A 26,966-nucleotide genomic window follows, 5' to 3' on the forward strand; every position below is an offset into this window, starting at 1 on the left:
TTCCCGACGCCTCGCGGACCTCGGCGACCGGGCCGAACGGGGCGTGCGGCCAGGGCAGGGTGTGCTCGCGGACGTCCACGGTGCCGTCGGTGCCCGGTGCGTGTGCGTCCGACCGCTTACGCGATGCGGTCCAGGACGATCGGGTTCGGCGTGAAGGCCGTGCCCGGAGCGGCGATCTCGACGCCGCCCTCCAGGGACTGGAGCGCGTACGCGAACTTCTCCGGGGTGTCGGTGTGGAGGGTCATCAGCGGCTGGCCCTCCTTGACCTCGTCGCCCGGCTTCGCGTGCAGCTCGACGCCCGCGCCGGCCTGGACCGCGTCCTCCTTGCGCGCGCGGCCCGCGCCCAGGCGCCAGGCGGCGACGCCGACGGCGTAGGCGTCGAGGCCGGTGAGGACACCGGAGGAGGTCGCCGTGACGACGTGCTGCTCGCGCGCCACCGGCAGGACCGCGTCCGGGTCGCCGCCCTGCGCCTGGATCATGCGGCGCCAGTGGTCCATGGCGGAGCCGTCCTTGAGCGCCTTGGCCGGGTCGGCGTCCGGCAGGCCCGCCGCGGTGAGCATCTCGCGCGCCAGCGCGAGGGTCAGCTCGACGACGTCGGCCGGGCCGCCGCCCGCCAGGACCTCGACGGACTCGCGGACCTCGAGGGCGTTGCCCGCCGTCAGGCCGAGCGGGGTCGACATGTCGGTGAGCAGGGCGACGGTCTTCACACCGTGGTCCGTGCCCAGGCCGACCATCGTGGAGGCGAGCTCGCGCGCGTCGTCGATGTTCTTCATGAAGGCGCCGGAGCCGACCTTGACGTCGAGGACGAGCGAGCCCGTGCCCTCGGCGATCTTCTTCGACATGATGGAGGAGGCGATCAGCGGGATCGCCTCGACCGTGCCGGTCACGTCGCGCAGCGCGTACAGCTTCTTGTCGGCCGGGGCCAGGCCGTCGCCGGCGGCGCAGATGACCGAGCCGACGTCGCGCAGGACCCGCATCATCTCGTCGTTCGACAGCAGGGCGCGCCAGCCGGGGATGGACTCCAGCTTGTCGAGCGTGCCACCGGTGTGGCCGAGGCCCCGGCCGGACAGCTGCGGCACGGCCGCGCCGCAGGCGGCGACGAGCGGGGCCAGCGGCAGGGTGATCTTGTCACCGACGCCGCCGGTGGAGTGCTTGTCCGAGGTGGGCATCGGGAGCGAGGAGAAGTCCATCCGCTCGCCGGACTTGATCATCGCGGCGGTCCAGCGGGCGATCTCGGCCCGGTCCATGCCGTTGAGCAGGATGGCCATGGCGAGCGAGGACATCTGCTCGTCGGCGACCTCGCCGCGGGTGTACGCGTCGATGATCCAGTCGATCTGCTCGTCGGTGAGACGACCGCGGTCGCGCTTGGTGCGGATTACGGAAATGGCGTCCATCAGCAGATTTTCCTTAAGTTCGTGCGTCCTCAGGCTTCCCGGACGCGATGCCGGAAAGTGACCCGCACCGCGCATGAGCAGTCATACGCGGTGCGGCGCTTAAGGACATATTCAGCGATCCAGGTCAGCAGGGCCAAACGCATCGGGCAGCAGGTCGGACAGCGGGCGGATGCCGGTGGTCGTGTCCACCGCCAGTTCCGGGCCGCCGTGCTCCCACAGCAGCTGGCGGCAGCGGCCGCACGGCATCAGCACATTGCCCTTGCGGTCGCAACAGGTGAAGGCGACCAGCCGTCCGCCACCGGAGGAGAACAGGTCGGAGATCAGCCCGCATTCGGCGCACAGGGCGACACCGTAGGCGGCGTTCTCGACGTTGCAGCCGGTGACGGTGCGGCCGTCGTCGGCGAGCGCCGCGGCGCCCACGGGGAAGCCGGAGTACGGGGCGTAGGCCCGGGACATGGCGTCCCGGGCCCGCGTCCGCAGGTACTCCCAGTCGACGGGAGTGCTCACTTGCCCTGTCCCTTCCGGTACGGCTTGCCGTTCGCCTTGGGCATCCGCAGGCGCTGCGCCGAGAAGGACAGCACGAGCAGCGTCGCGACGTACGGGGTGGCGTCGACGAACTCGCCCGGCACGGACTTGGTGAGCAGGTACCAGACGACCAGCGCGGCGGCGAGGGCGCCGGAGACGATCGCGACCTGGCGCTTGCCCGCCTTGAACCGCCAGGCGGCGAGGCCGGCCAGCAGCACGGCGAGGAGCAGCAGCAGCGCGTGAACAGTCGAGCCGCCGGAGCGCAGCTGGAGGCTGTCCATGAAGCCGAACAGGCCCGCGCTCATCGCGATGCCGCCCGGCCGCCAGTTGCCGGAGATCATGGTGGCGAGGCCGATGTAGCCGCGGCCGCCGGTCTGGCCGTCGGAGTACATGTGCGTGCCGATGGCGAGGAACGCGCCGCCGAGGCCCGCGAGGGCGCCGGAGACGATCACGGCCACGTACTTGTACTTGTAGACGTTGACGCCGAGGGACTCGGCGGCGACCGGGCTCTCGCCGCAGGAGCGCAGGCGCAGGCCGAAGGCCGAGCGCCACAGCACGAAGAAGGTGCCGACGAAGAGCAGCGCGGCGACGATCGTCAGCCAGGACACGTCGGTGACCAGGCCGTCGACGACGCCCGCGAGGTCCGAGACGAAGAACCAGTGGTGCTTCTCGACGCTGTTCAGCCAGTCGGACAGGCCCGGGACGGAGAAGTTGGGCATGTCGGGCATGACCGGCGACTGCTTGTCGTTGCCGCCCGCCTGCTGGGCGGCGCTGCCCTCCGCGCCGAAGGTGATCTTGGCGAGGTACTGCGTGACGCCGAGCGCCAGGATGTTGATGGCGACACCGGAGATGATGTGGTCGGCGCCGAAGGTGACGGTCGCGACGGCGTGCACGAGGCCGCCGAGCGCGCCGCCGAGTACACCGGCGAGCGCCGCGATCCAGGGGCCGTGCTGCCAGCCCATCCAGCCCGCGCAGAAGGTGCCGAGCATCATCATGCCTTCGAGGCCGATGTTGACGACGCCCGAGCGCTCGGCCCACAGGCCGCCGAGACCGGCGAGGCCGATCGGCACGGCCGCGGCGAGCGCGCCGCCGAACTGGCCGGAGGAGGTCAGGTCACCGGCGCTGGTGACCGCGCGCAGCGCCGAGAGCAGCAGCAGTGCCGCCGCGATGCCCAGCAGGACGACGGGGGTGGTGAGCCTCCGGCCGCCGGGCTTGTTCTTGCCGCTCAGCGCGTTGCTGACAGCATCGGTGAGGGTCGTGCTCACGCGGACACCTCCGCCTTGTCGTTCTCGCGGGCCTGGGCGGCGAGCTCCTCGCCGACCTTCCGCTGCTGGGTCTTCAGGCCGTACCGGCGGACGACCTCGTAGGCGATGACGACGCACAGGACGATGACGCCCTGGACCACGCCGACGATCTCCTGCGCGTATCCCTCGAACTCCAGCTGGGTGCTGGTGCGGTCGAGGAAGCCCCACAGGAGGGCGGCCAGCGCCATGCCGATGGGGTGGTTGCGGCCGAGGAGCGCGATGGCGATGCCGGTGAAGCCGATGCCGACGGGGAAGTCGGTGCCGTAGTTGTACGAGACGCCGAGCAGGGTCGGCATGCCGACGAGGCCCGCGGCGGCGCCGGAGATCAGCATCGAGGTGATCACCATGCGCTTGACGTTGACGCCGCTGGCCTGGGCCGCGCTCTCGGACTGGCCGACGGTGCGCAGGTCGTAGCCGAAGCGCGTGCGGTTGAGCACGAACCAGTAGGCGACGCCCGCCAGGGCCGCGATGACCACGAAGCCGTAGACCGGCTTGGGCTGGGTCGGGAACTCGAAGAAGTGGGCGGAGCCCGGCAGGTAGGGCGTGTGGATCATGTTGCCCTCCTTCTTCGCCAGCCGCCCGTCCTGGAGGAAGTACGCGATGACCGAGCCCGCGATCGCGTTGAGCATGATCGTGCTGATCACCTCGCTGACGCCGCGGGTCACCTTCAGCAGGCCGGCGATGCCCGCCCAGAGCGCGCCCACGGCCATCGCCACGATGATGATCACGGGGATCTGCACGAAGCCCGGCATCGTCATGGCGCCGCCGGCGACCGCGGCGAAGAACGCCGCGACGCGGTACTGGCCGTCCACACCGATGTTGAAGAGGTTCATCCGGAAGCCGATGGCGACGGCCAGCGCGGACAGGTAGTACGGGACCGCCTTGTTGATGATCCAGACCTGCGAGTCGCTCTTCGACCCGTAGTCGACCATCACCTGGTAGGCGTGGAAGGGGTCCTTGCCGGTCGCCCCGATGATCACCGACGTGATGGCCACGGCCGCGACGATGGCCAGCACCGGCGCGGCGAGGCCCAGGACGATCTTGTCCCGGTCGGCCTTCTTGGTGATGCTCACTTGCCCTCGCCCCCTTCCTCTTCTTCGCGTCCTTCGCGCGCGTCCGCCGACGCGTCGTCGTCCTGCGTTTCTTCCTGTGCCGCCGCCGGGGCCCCGGCCTCGGCCTCGGCGCCCTCCTCGTGTTCGAGGTGGCCGGTGGCGGCGCCCGTCATCGCGGAACCGAGTTCCTCGGGCGTGATGCTCGCGGGGTCGGCGTCGGCGACCAGACGGCCGCGGAACATCACCCGCAGGGTGTCGGAGAGCCCGATCAGCTCGTCCAGGTCGGCGGAGATCAGCAGCACCGCCAGGCCCTCGCGGCGCGCCTCGCGGATCTGGTCCCAGATCTGCGCCTGCGCGCCGACGTCCACGCCCCGGGTGGGGTGCGCGGCGATGAGCAGCTTGGGCAGGTGGCTCATCTCGCGGCCGACGATCAGCTTCTGCTGGTTGCCGCCGGACAGGGAGGCCGCGGTGACCTCGATGCCGGGGGTGCGCACGTCGAACTCGCGGACGATGCGCTCGGTGTCGGCGCGGGCGGCCTTGAGGTCGAGGAGCGCGCCCTTGCTGTTGGGCTTCTCGGTGACGTGGCCGAGGATGCGGTTCTCCCACAGCGGCGCTTCCAGCAGCAGGCCGTGCCGGTGGCGGTCCTCGGGGATGTAGCCGATGCCGTCCTCACGCCGCTTGCGCGTGGGCGCGTGGCTGATGTCGGAGCCGTCGAGCGCGACGGTGCCGCCGTCGGGGTCGCGCATGCCCATGATGGCCTCGACCAGTTCGGCCTGACCGTTGCCCTCCACGCCCGCGATGCCGAGGACCTCGCCCTTGTGGATGGTGAAGGAGATGCCGTCGAGCACGGCGCGCACGGCACCGTCGGGGTCGGTGGCCGACAGGTGCAGCCCCTCGACGGTGAGCATCGGCGTGTCGGTGACGGTGGACTCGCGGGTCTCGGGCGAGGGCAGTTCCTCACCGACCATCAGCTCGGCCAGCTGCTTCGGGGTGGTCTCGCTCGGCACCGCGGTGCCGACGGTGGTGCCGCGGCGGATCACGGTGATGTCGTCGGCGACGGAGAGCACCTCGCCGAGCTTGTGCGAGATGAAGATGACCGTCAGGCCCTCCGCCTTGAGCTCGCGGAGGTTGTCGAAGAGCGCGTCGACCTCCTGCGGCACGAGGACGGCGGTCGGCTCGTCGAGGATCAGCGTACGGGCGCCGCGGTAGAGGACCTTGAGGATCTCCACGCGCTGGCGGTCGGCGACGCCGAGGTCCTCGACCAGGGCATCGGGGCGGACCCCGAGCCCGTAGGCGTCGGAGATCTCCTTGATCTTCGCCTTGGCCTTGCCGCCGATGCCGTGCAGCTTCTCGGCGCCGAGGACGACGTTCTCCAGCACGGTGAGGTTGTCGGCCAGCATGAAGTGCTGGTGCACCATGCCGATGCCGCGCGCGATGGCGTCGGCCGGGCTGTGCAGGGAGACCTGCTCGCCGTCGAGGGTGATGGTGCCCTCGTCCGGCTTCTGCATGCCGTAGAGGATCTTCATCAGGGTCGACTTGCCGGCGCCGTTCTCGCCGCACAGGGCGTGGACGGTGCCGCGGCGGACCGTGAGGTGGATGTCGTGGTTGGCGACGACACCGGGGAACCGCTTGGTGATGCCCGCGAGTTCTACTGCGGGGGCGGTACTGCTGGACGCTTTGATGGCGCACTCTCCTCGGGGAAGGGAGCGGGAGGAACCGGGCCGGCCGTGCGGGGGCGGGCGGGCTCCGGGGGAGGGCGGCGCCGACGCTACACGCGTCAACGGATAGCTACGCGCGTAGCGTTGGCCAGAGGCATACCGTCGGCCGACGGTACGCACAGGGAGGCCCGGCGGCGGGGAGGCCTTCCCCACCGCCGGGCCCGCGACCTGTCGGGACCGGTTCGCGCCGGCCCCTCGGGTCACGGGTTCAGCTGGTCTTGACCTTGATGTTGCCGTCCACGATGTTCTTCCTGGCCTCGTCGATCTTCGACTTGATGTCGTCGATGAAGCCGCCCGAGGTGGCCAGCGACACGCCGTTGTCCTTGAGCAGGTACTTGCGCTCACCGGTGAACGGCTTGCCGTCCTGGACGCTCTTGATGAAGTCGTAGACCGCCACGTCGACGTTCTTCACGACCGAGGTGAGGATGGAGTTCTTGTACTTCTCCAGGCCGGGCTGCTGGTACTGGTCGGAGTCGACGCCGATCGCCCAGGCACCCTTCTGCTCGGAGACGGCCTCGATGGAGCCGTTGCCGGACAGGCCCGCCGCGCTGTAGATCACGTCGTAGCCCTGCTCCAGCATGCCCTTGGCCTTCTCCTTGGCGGAGGCCGGGTCGTTGAAGCCCTTGTCGGTGGACGACAGGTAGTCCGAGCGGACGTCGATCTTGGAGTCGGTGTCCTTGGCGCCCTGTTCGAAGCCGGCCTGGAACTTCTGGATCAGCGCGTTCTGCGTGGCGCCGATGAAGCCGACCTTCTTCGTCTTGGACTTCAGCGCGGCGGCCACGCCGGCCAGGTAGGAGCCCTCCTGCTCGCCGAAGGTGATGCTCTCGACGTTCGGGCCCGCGGCGATCGAGTCCACGACCGCGAAGGACGTCTTGGGGTAGTCCTTGGCGACCTTCTCGATCGAGTTCTTGTAGTTGAACCCCACGCCGATGACCGGGTTGTAGCCCTTCTCGGCGAGCGAGCTGAGGCGCTGCTCGCGCTCCGCCTCGGTCTCGCCGTTCTTGGCGGTCATCATCTTGCCGTCGACCTTGAGGTCCTTCATAGCTTTGTCCAGGCCACGGGCCGCGGACTCGTTGAAGGAGTGGTCGTCACGACCACCGACGTCGAAGGCGAGACCCACTCCCTTGCCCTTCCCTCCACCGGATTCGGTGGAGGACTCACCACAGGCGGTGAGAGTGAATGCGAGTGCCGCGGTGGTAACACCGGCGACAGCGATTGTGGATACCCGACGCACGAAGGGCCCCTTCACTCGAAGCGCCTCCGTCGGCGCTGGTTCGCGGGCATCGTAACGCGCGTAGATGGAGATAAAAGGGGTGCTTGAAAGCCGTTATCGGACCGATGCGAACGCCTCTTGACCCGATTGCCTACTGAATGATCAGGAACCGCCGGGAAATGTGCCTGAAACGCCCGGCGAACGCCCCGAATGCGGCCGGGAAGCCCCTGGGGCCGTTTTGTGGGATCCTCCAATTGATCGATCATTTTGATCGATCACTCAATGCGAGTCGCCGTCCAGCAGCGCGGCGGCCGTGAAGAGCTCCACTCCGGCCTGGATGGACCCCTCATCCACGTCGAAATCACCCCGATGCAGGTCACGTCGGGTGTTATCGCCCACCGACCGGACCCCGAGCCGGGCCATCGCGCCGGGCACGTGCTCCAGGTACCAGGAGAAGTCCTCGCCGCCCAGGCTCTGCTCGGTGTCCTCGACCGAGGACGGGCCGCGGCGCGCCGTCATGGCGCGCCGCAGGAGTTCGGTGACCTCCGGGTCGTTGATGACCGGTGGCACCCCCCGGACGTAATTGATCTCCGACTTCGCGCGGTGCAGCGTGGCGACCTCGTCGATCGCGGCGTGCACCAGGTCCGGCGCGTCCCGCCAGGCGTGCAGGTCCAGGCAGCGGACCGTGCCGGAGAGCTCGCCGTGCTGCGGGATGACGTTGGGGGCGTGCCCGGTCTCCATCCGGCCCCAGGTGAGGGAGAGGCCCGAGCGGGCGTCGACCCGGCGCGCGAGGACCGCGGGGACGTCCGTGGCCACCCGGGCCACGGCGGTCACCAGGTCGGTGGTGAAGTGCGGCCGCGCGGTGTGGCCGCCGGGGCCGTCCAGCGAGACCTCGAGCCGGTCGCACGCCGAAGTGATCGCGCCCTGCCGCAGGCCGATCCGCCCGACCTCGACCTTGGGGTCGCAGTGCACCGCGATGATCCGGCCCACGCCGTCCAGCGCGCCGCACTCGATGGCGTCGAGGGCACCGCCGGGCAGCACCTCCTCGGCGGGCTGGAAGATCAGCCGGACCGGGTGCGGCAGTTCCCCGCGCGCGGCCAGCTCCGCGAGGACCAGCCCGGCGCCGAGCACGGCGGTGGTGTGCACGTCGTGGCCGCAGGCGTGCGCCATTCTGGGCACGGTCGAGCGGTACGGGACCGTCTTGGTGTCCGGGATGGGCAGCGCGTCCAGGTCCGCGCGCAGCGCGAGCATGCCCCGGGCGGTGGTGGTGTGCCGGCCCGCCTCCCGCACGGCGTCCCGTCCGATGTCACAGAAGAGGCCGGTGCCTGTGGAGAGGGTGCGGGGCTTGAGACCCGCCTTCTCCAGCCTCGCTTTGACCGCCGCGGTGGTACGGAACTCACGGTTCCCGAGCTCCGGGTGCATGTGCAAGTCGCGTCGGAACGCGATGAGTTCGGCGCGGAGCGCGGACGGGAGTGCACCGGGCAGCTTGGCGTCGACGGTGTCGGGTTCGGCGTCCAAAGGCATCAGATGGTTCACGCAGTGAAGGGTAGAGCCCTCACCCGGGCAACTGCCCCCAGATCTAGAAAAGTTCAGCCGCATGGATGGGTCACGAGCAGGGTATGACCAATTATTACGGCTCAGGGGGCCGTCAGCGGCATGATCGGAAGTCGTCGCACATCAGGGGCGGTGCCCGTCACCTCGGAGAGGAATCCCTCGGCCCTGGGAGAGGCGTTGTCGGTGAGCCAGACGGGGTCGATGTCGCAGACGGCGACCGTGACGCCGGTGCCGGCGAGCGCGAGCGGCAGGGTGTGCACCACGGTCGAGGGGAAGCTGAGCACCGTGCGGCCGATGGGGCCCCGCCGCGCGATCAGCTCCAGCGGCAGCTCGGGGCGTACGACCTCCAGGCCCACCCGGGAGCCGATGCGGCGCAGCTTGTCGGCGCTCTCCCGGCGGTGCGCGAAGTAGCGGGTGGCGCCGTGGGTGCGGGTGAGCGCGGCGACGGCGTCCAGATAGCGGTCCGGGTGCACGACCCCGGTCTCGACGAGCGAGGTCCCGACGAGGTCGGTGCCGCGGGTGAGCCGGGGCGGGCCGAAGGTGGCACGGGTCCAGGCGAAGTCGTTGCGCGTGACGGCCACGCCGGGCGGCGGCTCGACGGGCATCGAGGTGAACACCTCTACTGCCCGGCGGTCGTTCGGCGTGAGCTGACGGCGCGCGGAAGCGGAGACCGGCGCGAAGGCGATGTCACGCGCCCCGCGGCTGCCGCGCCGGTGCCACCGCACGAGGCGCTCCCCACGGGCGAGTTGGGACACGAACTCCATGGTGGCGGTTCCGTCGTCCACCACGACCAGCTCCCGGGCCCGGGTGATCGTCAGCAGCAGCTGCACATAGCGTGAGAACGGATCCCCGATGACGATCCGGTGCGCCTTCCGCAGGGCCCCCGCGAGACCGCCGACGGTCCGCACCGGTGCCCCCGCCCCGCCCCGCGCCTCCTCCCAGCGCAGCTCGTGCCCCTGGTCGCGCGCCAGCTCGGCCATCCGGCGCAGCTGACCCCGCGTCATGGGGTCGTGCGGGGCGAGGACGACGACCACGAGGCCGGTGCCGGCGGGGCGGACCGGGGCGAGGTCGCGGTCCTTCGGCTGGCGCGGGATGCCGTCGCGGAGCGGCCGGTCCCCGTCGCGGGGGTCGGGCACGGTGGTGCCCGTCGCCGGGCCGCCGGTGACGTGCGCCCATTCGAGGACGTTGAGGAGCTGCACCGGGCTCTCGACGAAGGCGAGGGTGCGGGCGGGTGGCCCGGCGGGCGCGGTCACCGTAAGGGCCCGTCAGACCGTGGCGGGTTCGCGGTCGGCGGCCCGCTCGCCGTCGCCCTGGGCGACGACGCCCGCGACGCGGCGCAGTTTGCGCATCGGCCCCAGCTCGCTCTCGTACACCTTCTTCACCCCGTCCCCCAGTGCCTCCTCCACGACGCGGATGTCGCGTACGAGCCGCTGGAGGCCGCCCGGCTCGACGGACGCGGCCTGGTCGGAGCCCCACATCGCCCGGTCGAGGGTGATGTGCCGCTCGACGAAGGCGGCGCCGAGCGCGACGGCGGCCAGCGTCGTCTGGAGGCCCGTCTCGTGGCCGGAGTAGCCGATCGGCACGTTGGGGTACTCCGCCTGGAGGGTGTGGATCACCCGGAGGTTGAGCTCGGCGGCCTTGGCCGGATAGGTCGAGGTGGCGTGGCAGAGCAGGATGTTGTCGCTGCCGAGCACCTCCACGGCGTGCCGGATCTGCTTCGGCGTGGACATCCCGGTGGAGAGGATCACCGTACGGCCGGTGGCGCGCAGGGCCCGCAGGAGTTCGTCGTCGGTGAGCGAGGCGGAGGCGACCTTGTGGGCCGGCAGGTCGAACTTCTCCAGGAAGGCGACGGCCTCGGTGTCCCAGGGCGAGGCGAACCAGTCGATGCCGCGCTCCCGGCAGTGCTCGTCGATCCGGCGGTACTCCTCCTCGCCGAACTCCACCCGGTGGCGGTAGTCGATGTAGGTCATCCGGCCCCACGGCGTGTCGCGTTCGACGTCCCACTGGTCGCGCGGGGTGCAGATCTCGGGGGTGCGCTTCTGGAACTTCACGGCGTCGCAGCCGGCGTCGGCGGCGGCGTCGATGAGGGCGAAGGCGTTGTCGAGGCTGCCGTTGTGGTTGATGCCGATCTCGCCGGTGATGTAGACGGGGTGGCCGGGGCCGGCGGTCCTGCTGCCGAGGGTGCGGGTGCGCGGGGCGGGGCTCATCTGGGGAGGTTCCTTAGGGCTCGGGGACATCGAGGGGGACATCGGGGAGATCAGAGGGTGGGGCCGAGGAGCCAGGAGGCGATCTCGCGGAGGGCCCCGCTGCCACCGGGTGCGGAGGTCACCGCGCGGGCGGCGCCGCGTACGGCGTCGTGGGCGCTCGCGACGGCGACGGGCCAGCCGACGAGGTCGAGGCAGGGGAGGTCGTTGACGTCGTTGCCGACGTAGAGCACGCGGTCGGGTGCGATGCCGCGCTCGTCGCACCACTGCTTGAGGGCGAGGTCCTTGCGGTCGACGCCGTGCAGCACCGGCACGTCGAGCTTGCGGCCGCGCGCGGCGACGACCGCGTTCGCCTCGGAGGACAGGATCAGCAGGGCCAGCCCGGCACGGCGCAGGGCCGCGACGCCGAGGCCGTCGCCGCGGTGCACGGCGACGAGCTCGCGGCCGTCCGCGTCGATGAGCACCCGGTCGTCGGTCTGGGTGCCGTCGAAGTCCATGACGACGGCGTCGACGTCCTCCCGCGAGGGCAGCGCGCCGGCGGCGGGCGCGTCGAGCAGGGGCGCGAGCGCCCGGGCCCGCGCGAGGTCGTGCGGGTCGTCGATCTCCAGCACGCGCGCGGGGTCGGTGCGGACGGGCTCGGTGCGGCCGAAGAAGCGGTGGCGCTCCACGCGGAAGCGGTCGGCGCGCATGGCGTACGCGGCGCCGGTCTCCAGCAGGTCCTGGGGGCGGTCCTGACGGCGGGGGCGGTACGCCTTGTCGTGGTTGACACCGAGTCCGCCCCGCGGGGGCGCGGGCACGGACGGCGCGCCGTCGGTGGCCGGGGTTCGTTCCCCGGCCCCGCCCCTTCCCGGGACCGGGGCCGCGTGCGCCGGGCCCCCGCCTGCCGCACCGTTGCCGCCGACGGCGGAAGCTCCCGCCGGGAGCGTCCTCGAACTCCCCCGGCAGCCTCCCTCGGACTCCGCCCGGGGGTGGCCCCACTGCGCCTCCACGGGCCGGGGCATCGCCCCGACGCGGTCCACGAACTCCAGCTCGCGGGGGCCGGGGTCCGGGGCGGAGCCCCGGGTCCGGGGGCCCGGGGGCTTGCCGCCGGTTCCGGGAAGGGGCGGGGCCGGGGAAGGAGCACCCTCCTCCCGCCACACGAAGCCGTGGAACGGGGCCACCGTCAGCGCCGTATCGGCCCCCCGCTCCACCACCGCGGCGGCGACGTCCTCGACGTCCCCGGCGGTCAGAAACGGACTCGTGCACTGCACCAGCAGGACGGTGGAGACCCCGCGCCCGTACATCGCCTCGTACGCGTCCATCGCGTGCAGCACCGCCGCCTCACTGGACGCCGTGTCCCCCGCGATGGCCGGAGGCCGCCGCACCACGACCGCCCCGGCCTCCCGCGCGACCGCCGCGATGCCGGAGTCGTCCGTCGACACCACGACGTCGGTGACCAGCCGGGCCGCCCGGCACGCGCGCACCGCGCGGGCCACGAGCGGGACGCCGCCGACAGGGGCGAGGTTCTTGGCGGGGACCCCCTTCGATCCCCCGCGGGCGGGGATGACGGCCAGGACGACGGCAGCGCTCACATCGGTTCCTTCCACAGGACTCACAGCTCCCCCAGCCGCCGGATGACGGGCGCGACGCGCTGCACGCCGTGGCGGTACGCGCCACGCGCCGCTTCCCGCACCGCCCTTCGCAGGGCGCTCGGTTCGCCGGGTGGCCGGGCGGTGCCGGGCAGCGGCCGGCCCTCCGGGTCGAGGCCGTGGCGGGCGAGGACCGCGGGGAGATAGCCGGGGGCGGTCGCGGCCGTGTAGTACGGGGCGAGCGGCGGGAGCGCGGACCGGGCGACGAGCCCCGCGACGAGCCGCCGGGCCGCGTCGTGCACGGTGCCGTGGGCGTACGGGCCGACGGCGGCGACGCCCTGGCGGGCGACCCAGTCCGCGTCGGCCTCGGGGAGGTGGCCGGCGTCGAGCCGGTCCCAGGAGGCGAGGCAGCCGGACCCGAGGAAGTGGTGGTTGCCGAGGGCTTCGCGGATGCCGAGGTCGGTGAGGACGGCCGTGGTCACACCCCGGTGGAGCGACTCCAGGGCGGCCGTGGAACTGACGGTGACGAGGAGGTCGGTGCGGTCGAGCACCTCGCCCATGTGGCCGTAGACGAGACGGCAGTTGGACGGCAGTCCGCCGGGGATCCGGGAGGCCAGCTTCTGGTACGGGAGTTCCTCGATGTGCGTGGTGTGCTCACCGGGCTTGCTGCGGAGCTTGATGAGGACGTCACGCCGCGGGTGCTTCCGCGCGTGCTGGGCCGCGCGGTTCAGGAGGTAGGCGCGGTCCGCGCGGCTCTCCGGCACGGACGGCTGGGCGGCGAACACCACGGTGAAAGGCCGGGGTTCGGGCTCCGCCTTCTCGTCGCTCCCGTCCGCCAGGAACGGCAGCGCCCATTCCGTCACACTGTCCGCGGGCGCCCCCACGCCCTCGTACACCGCGCGGAAACGCTCCGCGTCCTGCGGGGAGTTGGCGAGGACGACGTCCGCGCCGTGCCGCAGGAGGAGGCCGTCGGCGAGCTTCTCGTAGACGACGCCGACGTAGCCGGTGACGACGACCGGGCGCTCCGGTGCGGCCCCCCACGCGTGCGCGAGCCCGTGGAGCATGGCCTGGACTGCGCCACCGACACAGGCCAGCACGACGATGTCGTACCGCTCACGGCCGGCCGTGCGGACGAACTCCGCCGCCGTCACCTCGCGCAGCGTCTCCGCCCGCACACCGACCTCGGCGAGCTGGCGGACCGTGGGCGTCGCGCGGCCCCTGAGCAGCAGGCCGTCGAGCCGGGCGCCCGGTGCGAGGCGGTGGGCGGTGAGCGCACCCCATTTCCACCGGGTGTCGGAGTCGGCGAGCACGGCGATCCGCGGCGCGGCCGGAGAAGAGACAGCTCGTGATGGCACGTCGCCGACGATAGAAATCCATTCCGTTTGGCTGCCCAACGCCGGTGCAACAACCGGTAAACAGCACACCGACGATCGGCGAATCGGCCTGTCCGCGCGGCGGGTTCATCATTCCGCCGCGCTTCGTTCACCTTCGCGCCCGCCCCAGGACAAGACGAATGCCGGGGGGCCACCTAATGTCCGGTGAGTGGTCAAGCTCTCCGTCATCGTGCCGTTCTTCAATGTGCAGACCTATGCGCCCGACACACTGAGGAGCCTGCAAGCGAACACCCGCGAGGATTTCGAATTCATTCTCGTGGACGACTGCTCGACCGACGGCACCCCGGAGCTCCTGGACCGCGCCGCGCGCGACCTGCCGGGCGCCAGGGTCGTGCGGCACGCGCGGAACGGCGGCCTCGCCACGGCCCGGAACAGCGGGCTGGACGCGGCGAACGGCGAGTACCTGACCTTCCTCGACGGCGACGACTGGCTCGCCCCCGGCCACTACCCCCGGCTCCTGGACGCCATCGAGGAGTTGGCGGTCGACTTCGTCCGCACCGACCACGTCCAGTGCACGGGCCGCGTCCGCACCGTGCAGCGCGCGCCGCACGGACGGCGCGGGGTGGTGCTCGACCCGCGCGGCGCGATCCTGCCCGCCGACCGCTCGACGTCCGTCGACTACCCCTACGCCTGGGCCGGGATCTACCACCGGCGGCTGCTGGACGAGGGGCTGCTGCACTTCCGGCACGGCCTGCGCACCGCCGAGGACCGCCCGTGGATCTGGCGGCTGCACCGCGAGGCGCGCACCTTCGCCGTGACCGGGCTGCTGGGTGTCTTCTACCGCCGGGGCGTGGCGACTTCACTGACCCAGATCGGCGATGTGCGGCAGCTCGATTTCCTTCGCGCGTTCGATCAGGTAATCGAGGAGACGGCACTCGACAAGGACGCGGACGCCTTTCTCCCGAAAGCCGTCCGGACGTATTGCGCCATCATTTCCCACCACCTCGGCGCGATCGAACGTTTCGAACCCGCGGTGGCCCGCACACTGCGTTCGAGAAGCGCGGCCGCGCTCCGGCGCATGCCCCCCGATCTGGTCAAGGACGCGTTGAATTCGATGGATTACGACCGCGCCGCCCGGCTGCGCCGCCTGCGGCGCCGCCCCACAGCCCCGGGGGTCTCCGCCTGATGCACGGCCGTCCCCGCACCCAGATCTTCCTGGCGTCGACCCTCTACGGGGCCGCGACGCTCACCGCCGCCCTGGACACCGGGTGCTTCCCCCCCGCCGACCGCAGGCTGCTGCTCGTCGCCAACACGGCGGCGGTCCCGGAGACCACCCCGGCGCCGGACGAGGCGCCCGGCTTCGAGGTGCTGCGCGCCCGCTTCGACGGGGTGCTGTCGTGGAACGCGGCGATCAGCCCCTTCCACCCCAACGGCTGGACCCCCCGCCCGGACGACGCGCCGCTGTGGGAACGGCACTTCAGGCTGCTGTGGGGCCTGGGGGACGACGATCTGGAGCTGATCGTCGAGTCGATCCAGGTCAGCCCGGCACAAGCGCTCGCCCTGTGCTTCACGGACGCCCCGCTGGAGGTCTACGCCGACGGGCTGATGAGCTACGGCCCGACGCGCAGCAAGCTCGACCCGCTCGTCGGCACCCGCGTCCGCCGGCTCCTCCATCTGGACCTGGTGCCCGGCCTGCGCCCGCTGCTGCTGAGCGAGTTCGGGGTCGAGCCGGAGATCGTACCCACCGCCGTCTTCACCGCCGTGCTGGACGAACTCGCCGCCGCCGCGCCTCCCGTGACCGCTCCGGAGGGTGCGGCGCTGCTGCTCGGCCAGTACCTGTCGGCGCTGGAGATCCTCACGCCCGAGGAGGAGGAGCGGCTGCACGTCCGCATGCTGCGCGGCGCGGCCGGGCGCGGTCACCGGCAGCTGGTGTTCAAGCCCCACCCCTCGGCCCCGGCCCGCTGGTCGCGGATGCTGGAGGAGGAGGCGGAGCGCCTCGGTGTGCGGCTGACGGTGCTGGAGACCCCGGTGCTGGCGGAGGTGCTCTTCCGGCGGATCCGGCCGGCGCTGGTGGTCGGCTGTTTCTCGACGGCGCTGCTGACGGCGAGCACGTTCCACGGTCTGCCGGTCGCCCGCACCGGCACGGACCTGCTGCTGGAGCGGCTCACTCCGTACCAGAACAGCAATCGCGTCCCGGTGACGCTCGTCGACGCGCTGCTGCCCGCCCTGGAGGACACGGCGGCGCACCGGCGGCCGTCTGCCGAGGAGACCCAGGGGCTGCTGGCGGCCGTCGGATTCGCCATGCAGCCGCAGGTCCTGCCCGGTATGCGGGAGGCGGCCGAGCGGTATCTGGCCGCGCACCTCGACGCGCGCACGCGCCGCTATTTCAAGCGGCGGCGCCTCACCGCCCTCGCGCTGCCGGGGGCGGTCCCCTCCCAGCTCGCCTTCCTGCCGCGCAATCCGACCGTACGGAAGGTGGCCCGCCGCGCGCGGGCCGTGCAGCGGCGGCTGACCCGCAAGTCCGCACGGACGACGAAGGCCACGGTGACGGCATGACGGCTCCGGCCCTGCCCAGGACGCGAACGGCGACCGCCGCTCCCGGGACCGCCCCGCGGGAGGGGAAGCCGGGCAGCCGGCTGCGGGCGCTGGACGGGCTGCGGCTGATCGCCGCGCTGATGGTGGCGCTGTACCACTACGGCGGCCGGGACGGTGACGTCAGCCGGGCGTGGGGTTCCTCGCCCCGCCATGAATTCCCCACGCTGTCCGGCGTGTTCGCGTACGGCTGCCTCGGCGTGGAGATCTTCTTCGTCATCAGCGGCTTCGTGATCTGCATGAGCGGCTGGGGCCGCCCGCTGCGCTCGTTCTTCGCCTCCCGGGTGGCCCGGCTGTATCCCGCCTACTGGACGGCGATCGCGCTGGTGACGCTGGTGTTCGCGCTGCCGTGGGTGGCGTACCGGACGGTCTCGCCGAGCGACTTCCTGGTGAACCTCACCATGCTCCAGCAGCCTGCGGGCGCGCAGCGGGTGCTGGGGGTGTGCTGGACGCTCTGGGCGGAGGTGCGGTTCTACGCGCTGTTCGCGCTGTTCGTGGTGCTGCCGGGGGCGACGCGCCGCCGGGTCGTGCTCTTCTGCGCGGTGTGGACGCTGGCGACGGTGGTGACGACCGCCTCGCACGTGGAGGTGCTGCGGGTGGTGGTCATGCCGGAGTACTCGTCGTTCTTCATCGGCGGCGTCGGCCTCTATCTGATCCACCGCTACGGCCATGACGCGGCGGCCTGGGGCATCGTCGGGGTGAGCTTCCTGATCGGCCAGCACTACGCGGTGGCGGGCCTGTGGCACCCGCCGAACCCGCACTACTTCTCCTACCGTTCGGCGTACGCCATCATCGCCGTCGTCGCCGTGGGCTACGCGGCCGTGGCGCTGATCGCGCTCGGCAAGGCGCACTGGGCCGACTGGCGCTGGCTGACCGTGGCGGGCGCGCTGACCTACCCCTTCTATCTGGTGCACGAGCACCTGGGGTGGGTGGCGATCGGGGTGCTGCACCGGAAGCTAGGCGTTCCGGCGTACGGGACGTTCGCGCTGACGATCGGCCTGATGCTGGGGCTGGCCTGGGTGCTGAACCGCTGGGTGGAGCGGCGGTTCACGCCGGCGCTGCGGCGGTCACTGCTGCGCGGGGCCTCCGGCCTCCCCGAGAGCGGTGGCGCGGCCGCCCGGTAGCAGCGTGGCCTCGATGCCCGCCAGGACGACGCGCAGCCCGTCCTCGTAGCCCGCGTCGAGGTCCTCGAAGAACTCCCAGCCCGCTTCGTCGGCCAGCGGGTGCCCGGCCAGGCGGCGGGTGCGCGCTTCCTTGTCGTAGGCGGGGTCGCGGGCGTCGCTCTTCGGCGTGGGGTGGACGGACTGCTCCTCGATCACATAGCCGACGGTGTATGTGCTGAGCGTGAACCAGGCGCGGGCGGCCGCGCGCTGGGTGAACCCGGCTTCCATCAGGTCGCGCAGCATGTTCTCCAGCGGGGTGGCGTAGCTGTCGTCGGTGAAGCGCGTGCCGCTGAAGACCTTGGCGCCGTCGCGGTAGGCGAGCAGGAGGCGGCGTTGCTCGCGGACGGCCGCGGCCATCCGCTCCTGCCAGTTGTCGCCCTTGACGTACGCGATGGGCACGGCCATGCGGCGGAACATCTCCGTCGCCACCTCGTCGAGCAGCTCCTGCTTGTTCTTGAAGTGCCAGTAGAGCGCGGGGGCCTGGACGTCGAGCTCCTTGGCGATCCTGCGCAGGGTGAGGCCTTCGAGGCCCACCTCGTTGAGCAGGTCCAGCGCGGTGCGCGCGACGAGGGCACGGTCGATTCGGGTTGCCACCTTGACAGCTTAACGCCGTTCAGTTCACTCTGGGGGTACAGCGAATTTAACGTCGTTAAGGGGGGTCCTTGATGGGCACCGTCATGACCACGACCACGTCCGGTTCAGCACCCGATTCCGCATCCGATTCAGCACCCGATTCCGAGTCCATGGACACCGAGGTGCTGATCTCCGGTGCGGGCCCGACCGGTCTCGTCCTCGCCGCCGACCTCGCCCGCCGGGGCGTCCGCCACCGGATCGTCGAGCGCTCGGAGCGCGGCTTCCCGGGCTCGCGGGGCGCGGGCATCCAGCCGCGCACGCTGGAGGCGTTCGACGACCTGGGCCTCATGCCCGGATATCTGGCGGAGGCCGGGCCGTGCCCGCCGGTGCAGACCTGGGAGGGCGCCGAGCGGCTGCGCACCTGGGATCTCGTCGAGCGGGGCGAGCCCACGCCCGCCGTGCCGTATCCCGAGACCCGCATGCTCCCCCAATGGCGCACGGTGGAGCTGCTCTACGCCCGGCTCGAAGAGCTGGGCGGCCAGGTGGAGTTCAGCACCGAGCTGACCGGCTTCGACCAGGACGAGGACGGCGTCACGGCCACCCTGCGGCACGCCGACGGCTCCACCGAGAGCGTGCGGGCGCGCTATCTGGTCGGCACCGACGGCAGCCGCAGCACCGTCCGCAGGGCGCTGGGCACGCCCTTCACCCGCACCCCCGTCGACGCGCGGCCGGTGCTGCTCGCCGACTTCATGGTGGAGGGGATCGACCGCGACCACTGGCACATGTGGCCCACGGCGCCCGGCGGGATGATCGCCCTGCGGCCGCTGGAGGGCGTGGAGACCTTCCAGCTCATCGCCGGGTTCAACGACACCGCCCACGAGCCGGACCCCGAGCGCGACGCCACGCCCGAGGCCCTGACCCGCCTCCTCGCCGAGCGCACCGGGCTGCCGGGGCTGCGGGTGGGCGAGGTCCGCTGGTCCTCCGCGTTCCGCGCGAACGCCGCCATGGCGGAGCGGTTCCGCACGGGCCGGGTCCTCCTCGCCGGGGACGCCGCCCACATCCACGCCCCGGCGGGCGGCCAGGGGCTCAACACCGGCGTGCAGGACGCGTACAACCTCGGCTGGAAGCTGGAGGCCGTGCTGCGTGGCGCGCCCGGCACCGTGCTCGACTCGTACGACACCGAGCGGGTGCCCGTGGCGGCGCACGTGCTGAGCCTGTCCACCCGGCAGAACGCGGCGGACCGCGCCGCCGGCTCCGGCCTCACCCCCCGGGGCTCCGAGACCCTCCAGCTGAACATCGCCTACCGCGAGAGCCCGCTCACCCAGGAGCGCCGCCGCCAGGTGCCCGAGGACGGCCTCCACGCGGGCGACCGCGCACCGGACGCCCCCTGCCACGACGTCGCGGGCGCCCCCGTCCGCCTCTTCGACGCCTTCCGGGGCCCGCACTTCACCCTGCTGGACCTGACGGGGCAGGCTCCCGGCCTGCCCTCCGCCGCGCGGATGCGCACCTGCCGCGTCGGGGGCCCGGAGGCGGACCTGGTGGACACGGACGGCCACGCCAAGTCGGCGTACGGAACAGGCCTGTTCGTGATACGCCCGGACGGCTATGTCGGCCTGGCCACGGACGACCCGGCGGACGTGCGGGAGTACGTGGGATGGCTGCGCCCCTAGCCCGAGAAGCCCGACGAGACCCCGGAGACACCCCCAACGGGCCGGCTTCCTCGGACCGTAACCAGCGAATTCAGCCCGTTGGGGGCACCTCTGGGGGCACCCCCGGACGGAGTCTGGGGGAGGTAGCTGGAACCGTACACCCCTTGGGATACACAGGGGCAAGCGTTCGCCCGACAGGAGGAAGCCCCGCCCGCACGCCTCGGGGGAGAAACGCGCGAGCGGGGCAACCTACGGCACTAGGATGCGGCGCTGCATGAGCACGGGTAGCTCTTCGGCTCCCCGGCTATCACCATGATGATCTTTCCGAGGCCGTTGCAGTTCGAGCATCCACGCCGCCCCTGTCGAACGGCTTCGGCTACCTCGTTGCGGAAGTGCTCGACCACGTGAGCCTGTTTCGGGTCCGTCCACTCGACGGGTTCTTCCTCGTTCGGAGCACTGTTCATCTGTTGCCCCTTCTGCGGGCTGGTGCGTCAGGGGCACGGTACAGCCGATTGCGCGGGGGGTAGGGCCTGTTGGGCGTCCCACTGTTGCTTTTCGCCCGACCCTGAGCACATCTGGCAGATCACTTCGTACGGCTTTCCGTCGTTCGGGTCGATCACGATGGTCTTTCCCATGCCGTTGCAGTATGAGCAGTTCTCGGGCATTGCCTACCTCCGCTCTAACGGGATGGTGCGGGACCCGTCCGGCTGGACCTGCCGAGGAGCCGACCGGACGGGCGTGGTTCCCGCCCCTGCCGGGATAGGTGATGGGTAAGAGGCGCATCCCCCACATCCGGCGGGGCGGAGCTTGGTGTCGTCCGACTGTCCCCCGTACAGCCGGACGAACCCTTGGTGCCTGCCCCTCTGCCATCGGCATAGCGCCTCGGGGGGAAGCGCCGCAGAGGGGCAGGCGGTCTAGGTGCGCCCGGGGGCGCCGTAGACGGCGAGCCAGATGACGGCACACGCCGAAAGGGCGATCAGTGCCACGAACAGCGCCCCCATAACTAGGCCATCCTGGGTCGGCAGTTGGGGCGCCCTGTGCCATCTTCGGATCACTCGCCGTGGACCTCGGCGCGGTGCTTCTCCCACCCGGTGCGGTGCCCGGCTAGCCGGTCCTCGGCTTCCGTGATCGCTGCGGGGTCGCGCTAGCCTTCGCCCACTGCAACCCGCCGATGGCGGCGTTGACGTTGTCCAGGTACAGATCGGACGTCCGGCACCGCCAGCTCACCACCCCTGCCGTTCTCGGTTGCACAGCAGGGCTCGGGCCCTCACCCGGTCGCCGTTTGTGGGGTGCCGATAGTCGGTGGTGTCCCACAAGTCCCCGCCGCCTACCGGGCAGAGCGTGACCCGGTGCAGCGCTCCATCCCACGCAACCATCTTTCCCACGCGGTCATTGGCAACGTCCTTGACCAGGTCCCCCGGGTCGGGCACCCAACGCGCGGTGCCGGAGCGGGTGACGACGAATCGGCGCTCAGACATGACCCACCTCCTCCTCCCAGCGTCCGGTGTGCTCCTGGTCATAGTGGTCGAACCACTCCTGACGCGCGCGGAGTTCGGCCGCGAAGTCTCCGGCCCGCCATGCCGCGTGGCGCCTGTTCCGCAGCCTGACGCACGTGGGGCACCGGTCCGTGACGCCTCCGACGACGACACCGGCACCGCCGGACGTGTGGGGCAGCGAGACCAGTAGACCCTTACCAGTTCCGGTCTGCACGTCCGTCAGCCGCACAGTCCGGATTGAAGTCCCTCGTTGGGGTGGGGAGTTCATATACACGTCTCCTCATCTCCCGGGCCATGTAGGGCACATGGCCCCGGTTGGGAGCCCTCAGAATGCTCCTGCAACGCGCTGTCTGCAACCTTTCAGACGCGCCATTCCAGTAAGTTGACGTGCATTGCAGTCCGCACGTGGAGATGTTTTCATTTGGCGAGCGGAAGGCATTCACCGGAAGTGAAAGGGGCGGGTGTGGCTGAACCAGACGGGCCAACAGGTTCAACAGTGCCAAGGCGGCAACTCGGGCGAATCTTGGGCGAGTTGCGCGAGAAGGCAGGACTTACCGCGAAGAGGGCAGCGGAGGAATTGGAGCGCTCGTCAACTACGCTATGGCGGGTTGAACAAGGACGCGTCTCATCGCGCGGTGTCGAAGTCAAAGCCATGTGTGATCTCTACGGCGCTTCAAGGGAACTAACCGAAGCGCTCGTCGGGCTGGCGAAAGAGACAAAGGCTAAAGGTTGGTGGCATGCATACGGTGATGTGATCCCGGATGGTTTTGACCTCTACATCGGGCTCGAAGAGGCCGCATCGCGTGTCGATTGGTACGAGCCGGAACTAATTCCGGGCGTGCTCCAGACAGAAGAGTATGCCCGAGCCATCATCCGAGAAGGGCAGGGCGGCCCCAGCGAGGATCTGCAAGAGATAGAGCGCCGCGTACAACTACGCCTCAAGCGCCGCGTGTTGCTCACGCGGGTAACCACGCCCCCCACGTTGAACGTGCTGGTCAACGAGGCAGCAGTAAGGCGCGCCGTCGGCGGGCATACCGTCATGGCAGGACAGCTCTTGTACTTGGCAGAGGTAAGCAAACTGCCAAACATCACGGTCAGGGTCGTGCCTTTCAGCGTCGGGATTCACCAAGGCGTAATGACGGGCCAGTTTCAAATCTTGCGCTTCCCCCTCACTGGAAGCGGCAAGGAGACCGAACCGCCAACCGTCTATTCAGACGGCTACACAGGAGACCTCTACTTGGACAGACCAAGCGAAGTGGGACGCTACGACAAGGCTTTTCAGGACATCTCAAACAAGGCACTAGCCACTGACGCGTCACGGCGCCAGATCCTCGAAATGGCGGAGCATCATGAACAGGCTTGATTTGGAAGGTGCGACGTGGCGGAAGTCCAAGCACAGCAACGCGCAATCGAGTTGCGTCGAAGTGTCCGACGACTTCCCCGGCGTCATTCCCGTCCGTGACAGCAAAGACCCGCATGGGCCCGCGCTGGTCTTCTCGGCTGCCTCCTGGTCCTCGTTCGTGTCCAGCGTCAAGGACACGCCCGGGGCCCTGTAGCCACTTCCTGCCCCCGGCCCGGTTGAGTCGGATCGAGGGCGGGAGCCCCGGTCTGCCGTCAGCGGACCGGGGCTTTCCTTATGACTCTCCGTGACATTCCAGCCCGAGCCGGCTTGGGCTGGAAGCCATGAACCGGACATTCGAAGGCCTGGTATTTGACCCAGCGTGATTACGTGGCGGGCGCTGTGTGTTGCCGCAACGACAAAAGGCCCGACCCCACCCCAAACAGGGGTAGGGGTCGGGCCGTTGGCTACGAATTGGAGATCTTCAAGTAGGGCCACATCGTGGCGAGTTGGTGCCCTTCGCTCCATAGTCAGCCGCGACCCTCGCCTACGAGTCGAAGGCGGCGAGGAGGGACGCCCATGCGGGGTCGGCCGTGCCAGGACAACGCCAAGAGGGGTGACAGCGGCACTCGTCGCGGCCATTCCGCAGTGACGAGCACCGAACACCGAACTCCTCGGCGCGGAACATGCGCACGATGTAGGCCGGGAACGTCGTCACCTCATGTTTGTCGGCGGGGCAACGGTAGGCATCGTACGTCTCGTTGCAGACGCAGACTGTCGCGGCGGTGGTCCCGTCAGGCCCGCGCGACCGTCGTGCGCGCCTCACAGCGCCGCCTCGGCCGCTCGCGCCCGGTCCCACCGTTTACGGGCTGCCTCACTGGCGCGCACGGACTGTGCGGAGCGGTGAGCGGTGCCGTTCGCGGACTGCCCGAGTGATGCGGCATCCACGTTGCCCCCGTCGTCCGGCAACACGGCTTTGATGATCGCCCACGCTGCCGCTCGTTGGTGACGCGCCTCGGCCACGGCGGGATGGAGAGTGTCCCCGTAGCGGCCACCGGATTTCATGAGGCCCTCAGAGGCCGTGAGGGCGTCCAGTGCGGCGGCGGTGTCGAGGTGGGCCCCGGCAAGTTCAAGGGCCGTCAACGGACCTGCGGCCGGGGGTCTGGGGCACGCGCCCCCCACGCGGCGGAGCCGCAGATCAGATGCAGCCGGGAAGGGGCGGGGCTGGGGAAGCCGCCGCACCCGGCAACGCACCGCACCCCCAGCCTCGCCCACCCGCTCGTTTTCCGCCCCCCGCGCAAGCACTGGCATGATCGGAGGATGTCTGACCGCATCATTGCCGCCTGCGACGGCGCGTCCAAGGGGAACCCCGGCCCGGCCGCGTGGGGATGGGTCCTCGCCGACCCGCACGGGCACCCCCAGAGCTGGGCCGCCGGGCCGCTGGGCACCGCCACCAACAACGTGGCGGAGCTGACCGCCCTGAAGGACCTCCTGGAGACCGTCCCGCCCGGGACGCCCCTGGAGGTGCGCATGGACTCCCAGTACGCCATGAAGGCGGTGACCCAGTGGCTGCCCGGCTGGAAGCGCAACGGCTGGAAGACCTCGGGAGGCAAGCCGGTCGCCAACCGTGAACTGGTCGAGAGGATCGACGAGTTGCTGACGGGCCGGGACGTGGAGTTCCGCTACGTCCCGGCGCACCGCGAGGACGGCGATCACCTCAACGCGATCGCCGACCAGGCGGCCAGCGACGCGGCCGCGACCCAGCAGCCGGCCGGTACGGCACTGGGCGCGGAGGCCATGCCCGTACCGGCGCCGGCCCGCAGCACCCCGGCGCGCACGGCGAAGAAGTCCGCCGGGTCGAAGTCGGCACCCCGTGGCGGAGCCGGCGGCGGAACGCGGACCATCAAGGCGAAGTTCTCCGGCCGCTGCCCGTGCGGAACGCCGTACGCGGCGGGGGAAGACATCACCAAGCTGGAGAAGGGCTGGGGCCACCCGGCCTGCCGCACGCCCGCGTAGCCGACGGGAGCCGGCGGGAGCCGGGCCCGGCCGCGGTCACAGCCGCGGACACCGAAGCGGTGGCCCGCACGCGTCGCGTACGGGCCACCGTCCTGGAGCTTCACGGCGGGGCGGAGGCCAGCCGCTCTCCTCCCCGTCACGCGTGCCTCAGTCTCCGGAGGCCGCCGGGGCCGCCTCGGCGATGGACTCCACCCGGGGCGCGGCCAGGCGGACGTAGTCCTCGGTGTCCAGGGCCAGGGACTGGTGGAGCTCCGCGGCGTTGAAGAAGATCTCCGGGTGCCGCAGCAGCCCGGGGTCCACCACGAGCTCCAGCCGCGGGTCGAACGCGAACGGCACGATGGTCCCGGTGGCGCAGCCCGTCAGGCGCTCGGCGGTCGGCTGGTCGGCGAAGGACACGTAGCGGGCTTCGCACAGCTCGGCGATCCGGTCGAGGTCCAGTCGCGTGTCCCCGGGCACGACGGCGAGGACGTAGTGCGAGGTCTTCTTCGTCTTCTTGACCCGCACCACGATGCATTTGGCCGCCTGGCCGAGGCTGTTGCCCCGGATGGCGCTGACCACATCGGTGCGGCCCTCCGGCTCGTGCTCGATCAGCCGGTGGCGGGCGTCGCCCTCCTGAAGCAGCCGCAGGAGCTTCTCCGCGGCCGGTTCCGGCTCGGTGCCGGGTGCTGCCGCGGACTGCGGACCGGACGTGGCGGCCGAAGAGGCCGTCGACGGCCCGGTCATCCCCACACCACCGCGGAGTCGAGCTCTTCGCCGGTGAAGCCCATGAAGAACCCCATGGTGATCCGGTCGGAGCCGAAGACCCGCTCGATCGAGTGGTACTGCATCGGGTTGATCACGTAGACGTCGCCGGCCTGGGGCTTGAACTCGTGGCCGGGGTGGCCGTCCACCACGGCCTCGTCGTAGCCGAGCCCGCCGTCGATCTTGAACTGCTCGTCGTCGGACTGCCAGGGCCGCTGGTAGATGCGCAGTTCGCCGCCCTCTTCGCACTCCTGGAGGCAGACGACGCAGCTCAGTTGGTAGGTGAGGCCGGCCAGCGCGATCCCCGTGCCGGCGGCGTCGCGCATGATGTTGTCGTTGTGCAGCGGGTTGCGCACGCCGTCCGCGTGGATGCGGACGACGGAGGCGGCGTACTCCCGGCCGTCGGGCTCGCGGGCCGGTTCCAGGGAGCCGAGGCCGAAGGCCTTGCGCAAGCCGTCGCGCACCTGCTCGGCCAGGTCGAAGGTGACGCTGTCGAGCATCGCCCCCGCCTCCTTGCTCGCCTGGAAGTAGGTGTCCAGCTCGGACAGGTACTTGGCGAGGTACGGACCGATCGTCGTGAGCGTGCCGTTGGCGTAGTTCGTCGTGGAGGCGCTGGCGAAGAGCTCCCCGACGCGCTCGCGGTTCTTGGCGAACGCGTCGGCGGGCAGGAGGTTGCGCAGGACCACGACCGGGATCTCTCCGGTCACCAGCTTGCGCAGCAGTTCGTGGTCGGGCTGCTGGGCGGTGGCGTCGATGACCACGCGGTCCCACGTGCCGGTGTCACACATAGATGGTTTCTCCTTGGTGGGAAGGACGCGAGGCGCGGTCGAGAGGTATTTCGGTGAGGCTTCCGGCCGGGAGGGGCTCCCAGTCGCCCGCCGGGGCGAGGTCGGGGATGATCTCCGAGGCGATCACGGTGCAGCGGTCGGTCCGCAGCCGGAACATCCCGAAGTAGCTGGGGGAGGAACCGGGGGACGACCAGTGGATGACGTAGGCGACGTCCTGGCTCACGGCGATCGCGTTGCCGGAGCTTCCGCCGGGCGGGATGGCGCCCAGCCGGGCGAGCGTCTCCTGCTCGTCGAGCCGGCGGCTCCCGTCGGGAACGATGTAGTCGAAGTATTCGCGCGAGTCGAATTCCGACTCCGGCAGCCCGAGGCGCTCGTGGACGGTCGGGAGGAAACCGTTGTGCATGAAGTGCCAGGTGGTCTCCCCCTCTCGCGTCAACGGGTGCGTGAACTGGATCCCGTGGTTCTTCTCGAGGGTCGCGTGCCGTGCGTGAACGGCGAGGAAGTCGGTGTCGAGCTTCGACACCGGGGATTCATGATGGCTTTCCGTGAGCGGTCGCACGTCCCGGTGCATCCCGATGCCGTGCGGGGCATCGGGGCTGCGCCACAGCGCTCCCCATCCGTTGGGGTGCACTCGGGTGGGGCCGTCGTGATCGGCGGTGCGGCCACAGCTCATCGCTTCGGCGGCTCCGAGGATCTCGCTCGCGGAGAACTCCCCTGTGGCCAGGATGAGTCGGCACATGATC

General features: G+C 70.8%; 23 protein-coding genes. 7 read left to right on the forward strand and 16 right to left on the reverse strand.

The genetic code is table 11. The annotated features are described in order from the left end of the window. Window positions 1-116: 116 nt before the first annotated feature. The 11 genes from AB0435_RS19985 to AB0435_RS20035 all read right to left on the reverse strand — a co-directional run bounded on the left by AB0435_RS19985 (window position 117) and on the right by AB0435_RS20035 (window position 13,848). Entirely contained in the window at window positions 117-1,400 is a 1,284-nt protein-coding gene (locus tag AB0435_RS19985) for a thymidine phosphorylase (RefSeq protein ID WP_366005673.1), read from the reverse strand. A 105-nt stretch (window positions 1,401-1,505) separates the two neighbouring features. After that, a complete protein-coding gene (locus AB0435_RS19990) occupies window positions 1,506-1,901 on the reverse strand; it encodes a cytidine deaminase (protein WP_366005623.1) in 396 nt (131 codons plus the stop codon). After that, a complete protein-coding gene (locus AB0435_RS19995) occupies window positions 1,898-3,184 on the reverse strand; it encodes an ABC transporter permease (RefSeq protein ID WP_366005624.1) in 1,287 nt (428 codons plus the stop codon). The genes AB0435_RS19990 and AB0435_RS19995 overlap by 4 nt, the downstream gene beginning before the upstream one ends. Then, window positions 3,181-4,296 (reverse strand): ABC transporter permease, encoded by a 1,116-nt coding sequence (locus AB0435_RS20000; RefSeq protein WP_366005625.1) that lies wholly within the window; start codon window positions 4,294-4,296, stop codon window positions 3,181-3,183. The genes AB0435_RS19995 and AB0435_RS20000 overlap by 4 nt, the downstream gene beginning before the upstream one ends. Then, window positions 4,293-5,957, reverse strand: coding sequence for an ABC transporter ATP-binding protein (locus AB0435_RS20005; protein ID WP_366005674.1), 1,665 nt, complete (start codon window positions 5,955-5,957; stop codon window positions 4,293-4,295). The genes AB0435_RS20000 and AB0435_RS20005 overlap by 4 nt, the downstream gene beginning before the upstream one ends. Before the next feature lie 244 nt (window positions 5,958-6,201). Continuing rightward, complete coding sequence (locus AB0435_RS20010) at window positions 6,202-7,227, reverse strand: BMP family ABC transporter substrate-binding protein (protein ID WP_366005626.1); 1,026 nt, start codon at window positions 7,225-7,227, stop codon at window positions 6,202-6,204. Window positions 7,228-7,485: 258 nt separating this feature from the next. After that, window positions 7,486-8,730, reverse strand: a complete 1,245-nt coding sequence (locus tag AB0435_RS20015) for an amidohydrolase (protein ID WP_366005675.1) — start codon at window positions 8,728-8,730, stop codon at window positions 7,486-7,488. A 113-nt stretch (window positions 8,731-8,843) separates the two neighbouring features. Continuing rightward, window positions 8,844-10,013, reverse strand: coding sequence for a hypothetical protein (locus tag AB0435_RS20020; protein ID WP_366005627.1), 1,170 nt, complete (start codon window positions 10,011-10,013; stop codon window positions 8,844-8,846). Between the two features lie 12 nt (window positions 10,014-10,025). Beyond that, complete coding sequence (locus AB0435_RS20025) at window positions 10,026-10,967, reverse strand: N-acetylneuraminate synthase family protein (protein ID WP_366005628.1); 942 nt, start codon at window positions 10,965-10,967, stop codon at window positions 10,026-10,028. 50 nt (window positions 10,968-11,017) lie between these two features. Then, window positions 11,018-12,535 (reverse strand): acylneuraminate cytidylyltransferase, encoded by a 1,518-nt coding sequence (locus AB0435_RS20030; RefSeq protein WP_366427573.1) that lies wholly within the window; start codon window positions 12,533-12,535, stop codon window positions 11,018-11,020. Between the two features lie 20 nt (window positions 12,536-12,555). Then, window positions 12,556-13,848 carry a DUF6716 putative glycosyltransferase gene (locus tag AB0435_RS20035; protein WP_366005676.1) on the reverse strand — a complete coding sequence of 431 codons (1,293 nt, stop codon included), beginning with the start codon at window positions 13,846-13,848 and terminating at the stop codon, window positions 12,556-12,558. Window positions 13,849-14,074: 226 nt separating this feature from the next. Between AB0435_RS20035 and AB0435_RS20040 the strand changes: the two genes are divergently transcribed. The 3 genes from AB0435_RS20040 to AB0435_RS20050 are packed head-to-tail and all read left to right on the forward strand — an operon-like array spanning window position 14,075 to window position 17,582. Continuing rightward, entirely contained in the window at window positions 14,075-15,052 is a 978-nt protein-coding gene (locus tag AB0435_RS20040) for a glycosyltransferase family 2 protein (RefSeq protein WP_366005630.1), read from the forward strand. Further along, a complete protein-coding gene (locus AB0435_RS20045; RefSeq protein ID WP_366427574.1) occupies window positions 15,052-16,422 on the forward strand; it encodes a polysialyltransferase family glycosyltransferase in 1,371 nt (456 codons plus the stop codon). Before AB0435_RS20040 ends, AB0435_RS20045 begins: the two co-directional genes overlap by 1 nt. Continuing rightward, a complete protein-coding gene (locus AB0435_RS20050) occupies window positions 16,419-17,582 on the forward strand; it encodes an acyltransferase (RefSeq protein ID WP_366427575.1) in 1,164 nt (387 codons plus the stop codon). The genes AB0435_RS20045 and AB0435_RS20050 overlap by 4 nt, the downstream gene beginning before the upstream one ends. Here AB0435_RS20050 and AB0435_RS20055 read toward each other — a convergent pair. Beyond that, a complete protein-coding gene (locus tag AB0435_RS20055) occupies window positions 17,526-18,215 on the reverse strand; it encodes a TetR/AcrR family transcriptional regulator C-terminal domain-containing protein (RefSeq protein ID WP_366005633.1) in 690 nt (229 codons plus the stop codon). The genes AB0435_RS20050 and AB0435_RS20055 overlap by 57 nt on opposite strands. 149 nt (window positions 18,216-18,364) lie before the next feature. Here AB0435_RS20055 and AB0435_RS20060 point away from each other — a divergent pair, with 149 nt between their 5' ends. Beyond that, window positions 18,365-19,864, forward strand: coding sequence for an FAD-dependent monooxygenase (locus AB0435_RS20060; RefSeq protein ID WP_366427576.1), 1,500 nt, complete (start codon window positions 18,365-18,367; stop codon window positions 19,862-19,864). 1,449 nt (window positions 19,865-21,313) lie between these two features. Here AB0435_RS20060 and AB0435_RS20065 read toward each other — a convergent pair. Then, window positions 21,314-21,568, reverse strand: coding sequence for a hypothetical protein (locus AB0435_RS20065; RefSeq protein ID WP_366005635.1), 255 nt, complete (start codon window positions 21,566-21,568; stop codon window positions 21,314-21,316). 267 nt (window positions 21,569-21,835) lie between these two features. Between AB0435_RS20065 and AB0435_RS20070 the strand changes: the two genes are divergently transcribed. From AB0435_RS20070 to AB0435_RS20080, 3 genes are all read left to right on the forward strand, one after another. Next, the gene (locus AB0435_RS20070) at window positions 21,836-22,702 is read left to right on the forward strand and encodes a helix-turn-helix transcriptional regulator (protein WP_366427600.1); all 867 of its coding nucleotides are present in this window, start codon (window positions 21,836-21,838) and stop codon (window positions 22,700-22,702) included. Beyond that, the gene (locus AB0435_RS20075) at window positions 22,689-22,895 is read left to right on the forward strand and encodes a DUF397 domain-containing protein (protein WP_366005637.1); all 207 of its coding nucleotides are present in this window, start codon (window positions 22,689-22,691) and stop codon (window positions 22,893-22,895) included. The genes AB0435_RS20070 and AB0435_RS20075 overlap by 14 nt, the downstream gene beginning before the upstream one ends. Before the next feature lie 1,103 nt (window positions 22,896-23,998). Next, window positions 23,999-24,694 (forward strand): ribonuclease H, encoded by a 696-nt coding sequence (locus AB0435_RS20080; RefSeq protein WP_366005638.1) that lies wholly within the window; start codon window positions 23,999-24,001, stop codon window positions 24,692-24,694. Between the two features lie 147 nt (window positions 24,695-24,841). Here AB0435_RS20080 and AB0435_RS20085 read toward each other — a convergent pair whose 3' ends face one another. The 3 genes from AB0435_RS20085 to AB0435_RS20095 are packed head-to-tail and all read right to left on the reverse strand — an operon-like array spanning window position 24,842 to window position 26,962. Further along, complete coding sequence (locus AB0435_RS20085) at window positions 24,842-25,417, reverse strand: YbaK/EbsC family protein (protein WP_366427577.1); 576 nt, start codon at window positions 25,415-25,417, stop codon at window positions 24,842-24,844. Next, window positions 25,414-26,223, reverse strand: a complete 810-nt coding sequence (locus tag AB0435_RS20090; protein ID WP_366005640.1) for a hypothetical protein — start codon at window positions 26,221-26,223, stop codon at window positions 25,414-25,416. The genes AB0435_RS20085 and AB0435_RS20090 overlap by 4 nt, the downstream gene beginning before the upstream one ends. Continuing rightward, entirely contained in the window at window positions 26,216-26,962 is a 747-nt protein-coding gene (locus AB0435_RS20095; RefSeq protein WP_366005641.1) for a hypothetical protein, read from the reverse strand. Before AB0435_RS20095 ends, AB0435_RS20090 begins: the two co-directional genes overlap by 8 nt. Between the last annotated feature and the right edge of the window lie 4 nt (window positions 26,963-26,966).

The sequence above is a fragment of the Streptomyces sp. NPDC051173 genome, assembly GCF_040689515.1.
GTDB lineage: Bacteria > Actinomycetota > Actinomycetes > Streptomycetales > Streptomycetaceae > Streptomyces.